A 4242-nucleotide genomic window follows, 5' to 3' on the forward strand; every position below is an offset into this window, starting at 1 on the left:
AATTGAACGGGGGACAAGCCGATCTACAGTCGGCTGCTCTACCAGGCTGAGCTAAGGCCGGCCTGTCTACGAGTAAGCGCTGGCCCCGACTTAAGGATTCTCTTTCGGGGTCGGAGTGGGTGTGCGTGTCGTGGGCCCCTCGGTCGGTTTCGCGGGCGTCGATCTGGCGGGCATCGATCGCGACCCCGAGCGCTTTTTCTCCGTCGGGGCGCAGGTCCGGGTATGAGTGACGAGGGCGACCGTCAGGCGACGTTCGGCAGCGACGGGGACCTGGAGACGGAAACGCCGCCCGAGGCGACCGGAGAGAACGACTTCGGGGAGCGGAAGGAGCCCGACGAGACCGACGGCGGGTACAACCGGTACGACGTTTCCAGCCTGCTCCAGAAGGCCGTCCGTCGGTCGGACGAGGAGGTCGCGGCGTGGGCGGCGTGGGAGCTGGCGCGGTCGGGGTACGCGTGGAACCTCTGGGACCGGCTCAACCTCTACGTCGTCGAGGACCTCCGGGCGGGCCACGAGGTCGCGCTGGCGATCGAGCGCTACGAGGACCTCGCGACCGAGCGGTGGGAGCCGAGCGAGTGGAAGGGCCGGATCTGTGCGATCCACGCCGCGCTCGCGGCCGCGCGGGCGCCCTCGACGCGGGAGTCGCCGAACGCCGACGAGTACTTCCGGACGGTTGCGGACCTGCGCGCGGACGCGGAGGCCCGTGACGCGACGCCTTCCCACGAGTTTCCAGTCGGTGACCTGGAGCCCGAGGGGGAGTTCGACGTGGTGTTCGACCAGCACACCGGCGAAGGGGCCAAACGCGACCGCGGAACGAAGTTCTTCAAAACGCGGGGTGCACGCGTCGGCCCGAAGGGCGAGGACGAGCAGAGCGCGCGCTGGCAGCGGCTGTCGATGATCCTCGACGACGAGGTCGACTACACCGAGGCCGAGTTGGAGCAGGCCGTGGCCGCGGTCGACCCTGATTCACGGTGGGGAGAGCCGTCCACTGGTGGGTCGTCGAAAGGTGAGGAAACGGACGCCGGTGGTACAGAAAACGGCGATACGGATACCGCCGGTCGAAATGCCGAGACCGATTCAGAAAACGCGAACGGGAACGAGAACGGAAGCGGGACGCTCGAGGATTTCTCGTAGGGGTTTCGGGTCGCCCGGTTACGGACTGCTTTCGGACTACTTATCGGGTTTTTGACTACTTATCGGGGTTCAGGGACTACTCGTCCAGATTCGTCTCGCGGACGCGGACGCCTTTCTGTGCGAGGTGGCGCATCTGTCGCTGAGCGAACTCCTCCTCGGAGGAGCCCCGGGTCGCGAGAACGTAGACGAGCGCCGACCCGGTGGGGCGCATGGTTCGGCCCGCGCGTTGAGCGCCCTGCCGGCGTGATCCGCCGAGCCCCGAGGCGACGACCGCCAGTTCCGCGTCCGGGAGGTCGATCCCCTCGTCGCCGACGCGGGAGACGACGAGCGTGTCGAGGTCACCCTCTCGGAAGCGCTCGAAGAGCCTGTTGCGTTCGCCGTGTCTGGTCTCACCGCTGATGAAGGGCACGTCGAGCGCGGCCGCGAGGTTCTCGCCCTGATCGAGATACTCCACGAACACGAGCGCCTTCTTGTCCGGGTGCTGGGCGAGGAGGCGCTCCGTCTCCTTGATCTTCGCGGGGTTCTCGGCCGCGATGCGTCTGCGCTCGCGCCCGCGCGTGCTGACGTACTCGTTGCGGGCCATCTCGTCGCGCCACGGGACGTACCGTATCTCGACCTCCGGCTCCTGGACGAAGCCGGCCTCGAACAAGGAGTCCCAGTCCGCGCCGATGGGCGGCCCGATGAGCGTGTAGATCTCCTCCTCGCTCCCCGTCTCGCGGACCGGCGTCGCGGAGAGTCCGAGCCGGTGTTTGGCCTGCAGCTCCGCGGACCGGGAGAAGACGGGGCTCGGGATGTGGTGGGCCTCGTCGTAGACGATCAGGCCCCACTCGCGGGAGTCGAACAGGCTCCGGTGTCTGTCCATCCCCGCGGTCTGGTAGGTGGCGACGGTGACCGGCGCGATCTCCTTCTCGCCGCCGTGGTACTGACCGATGTCGTCGGGCTTCAGCGTCGAGTGTGCGAGCAGCTCCGCCTCCCACTGGTCGGCGAGTTCACGGGACGGGACGAGGACGAGGCTTTCGCCGCCGACCTCGGTGAGGGTCGCGATGGCGGCGACGGTCTTGCCGGAACCGGGCGGGCCGACGTACACGCCGGAGCGCTCGTCGAGGAACGTGTCGACCCACTCGCGCTGGTACTCGCGGAGGTCGGTGGTGAGATCCGCGTCGATGGGGTCGCCCGACTCCAGGTCGCGGTCGTCCTGGACGGGGTATCCGGCCTCGTAGAGCGCGCGCTTGATCGACGCGACCGCGCGGTCGTCGATCCACGCCTCTGTCTCCGAGATCGGCGCCTGTATCTGCCCCTCTTCGAGGTGGTCCCCCGCGACGTTACTGAGGAGGCTCTCCGAAGCCGCCTCTAGGACGACGTAGTCGTCCTCGTGGGTGTACAGTCGAAACCGGTTCGCGCGCTTCCACTGGTCCGTGATCCAGTCCTCGAGGTGCGGGTAGCGACGCGGGAGCACTTCGCGGACGCTGGCGAGCAGGTCCTCGACGGTCTCGAACGGAGCCGCCCACACGTCCTCCTGTCTGACTCGATAGAGGTAGCCGCGTGTCCCCGGACGCCTCCGGCTTTTCACGCGGTTCTGACTCGTCGGGTCTGACTGGGCTGCATCTGCCTCCGACCGTGCTGCCTCTGCTTTCGACCCTGCCGCGGCCGATCTTGACCCTGCCGCGGCCGATCTCGACCGTGCCGCGGCCGACCCGTCACCGCTCGTGTCGACGAGGTGGGCGAACTGGGCGAGCTGTGCGCGGGTGTACTGCGTCGGGTGGTCGACCACGATTTCGCGGCGGGTCGGAAAGACCACGACGCGCTCGCGTGTCGCGAGGTTGCCCCACTCTCGCGGGTAGTACACGACCGGGTCGGTTTCGACATCGAGCCGGTCCGCTCGGTCCGCGTCCGCGAGCGCGTCCAGACGGTCGCGGGCGGTCGCTTGCGAGACGCCGAGCCGGTTGGCCACCTGTTGGGCGGTCGCGAGGGGGCGTCCCTCGGCTTCGAGCGCGTCGTGGAACGCGGCTTCGTCGATGGTGGTGTCGTTGCCGGTGGTGTCGTTGCCGGTGGTGTCGTTGCCGGTGGTGTCGTCGACGGCGGCCTCCGGTTCTGACGTCTCGGTTTCGGAGGGGCCGGGATCAGCCATTGGACTGGTTTCGGTGTCCGGAAGGATATGGGTGCCGCCTCCGGGTCCGGCCGCTTTTCAGTCCCGGCAGGGACGGTCTCTGAGCCGGGCTTTCGATCGGAATCGGCGGTTGCAGTCGGCACAGACGACGAACCCATCTCCGGGTCGTGTCGAGATGCGGTGGTTCCCGACGACGAAGGGGCGATCGACATCGCAGGGGCGTATCTCGTCCGGAACGTGGCTGTTCGCGTCGGTGCTGAGCGCGGTCCGCAGGCGGATCGTGTGCACGTCCGCGGGCCCCCAGCGTCGGGAGGCCATCGCGCGGTCGCGGTCAGCGACCTCCGTCCACGCGGTCACGATGACTGGAGAGGCGGTCTCGGTGTCCTCCACGACCACGACGACGCGGACGCCCTCCTCAACGAGCGCGAATCGCCACCCTTCGGTGTCGTTCCACCTGAGCTGGCCGTGCCGGATCGCCTCGCTGACGAGTTCCGTCGACGCGTATCGTCCGGGCTGGCCGAGTCGCTCCAGAAAGTGGTCGGTCAGGGAGTAGCGAGTCGGGTCGCGGACCGGAGGGTCGGCCCTCGTGCGGCGTTTCGCGGACGGTTGCTCCGCCCGGGGCAGGTCCCCGTGGGTCGGTCCTGAGTCCCCGTTCCGGGATGCCACTAGTTCACAACACGTAGCCGTCCATTATGTACATTGCGGCGATGTGAGATCCCGTCTATGTGGGGCGAAGACGCCCGCAGAAACTGGGTCGTGTAGTCACACCGTGTTTCCGGTGAATCGGGGCGAGCCCGGAGACACCGTATTTCCGGTGAAGCGTACCGCTCCGGGAGCTGGTTCGCGGAACCGAGACCGTTCCTCGGGGAAAGGGGGTCGTTCTCCGAGTTGCGGACACCACGTTTCCGGTGAACGCGGTCGGCTTCCGGTGAACGCGGTCGGCTTCCGGTGAACGCGGTCGGCTTCCGGTGAACGCGGTCGGCTTCCGGTGAACGCGGTCG

The 4242-nt window shown here is 67.9% G+C and carries 3 protein-coding genes and 1 tRNA gene (1 of these 4 running past the window's edge); 1 reads left to right on the plus strand and 3 read right to left on the minus strand.

Annotated elements, in window-relative coordinates; translation table 11 throughout:
* A tRNA-Tyr gene (locus AN233_RS17630) sits at positions 1-61 on the minus strand; it reaches 106 nt to the left of the window's first position.
* Between the two features lie 161 nt (positions 62-222).
* Here AN233_RS17630 and AN233_RS04960 point away from each other — a divergent pair.
* The gene (locus tag AN233_RS04960) at positions 223-1134 is read left to right on the plus strand and encodes a hypothetical protein (protein ID WP_058365741.1); all 912 of its coding nucleotides are present in this window, start codon (positions 223-225) and stop codon (positions 1132-1134) included.
* A 76-nt stretch (positions 1135-1210) separates the two neighbouring features.
* On the opposite strand, the gene AN233_RS04965 is transcribed toward AN233_RS04960, so the two are convergent.
* Together AN233_RS04965 and AN233_RS04970 are read right to left on the minus strand one after the other, a co-directional pair.
* Positions 1211-3262 carry a DEAD/DEAH box helicase gene (locus AN233_RS04965; protein WP_058365742.1) on the minus strand — a complete coding sequence of 684 codons (2052 nt, stop codon included), beginning with the start codon at positions 3260-3262 and terminating at the stop codon, positions 1211-1213.
* Between the two features lie 57 nt (positions 3263-3319).
* Positions 3320-3865: a hypothetical protein gene (locus tag AN233_RS04970; RefSeq protein WP_058365745.1), complete on the minus strand. Its 546-nt coding sequence runs from the start codon at positions 3863-3865 to the stop codon at positions 3320-3322.
* Between the last annotated feature and the right edge of the window lie 377 nt (positions 3866-4242).

This window comes from Haloparvum sedimenti, assembly GCF_001462205.1.
Taxonomy (GTDB): domain Archaea; phylum Halobacteriota; class Halobacteria; order Halobacteriales; family Haloferacaceae; genus Haloparvum; species Haloparvum sedimenti.

Bases quoted from the DNA above. Each gene is read 5' to 3' on its own strand.
- AN233_RS04960 (WP_058365741.1), top strand. From the start codon at position 223: ATGAGTGACGAGGGCGACCGTCAGGCGACGTTCGGCAGCGACGGGGAC.
- AN233_RS04965 (WP_058365742.1), bottom strand. From the start codon at position 3,262: ATGGCTGATCCCGGCCCCTCCGAAACCGAGACGTCAGAACCGGAGGCC.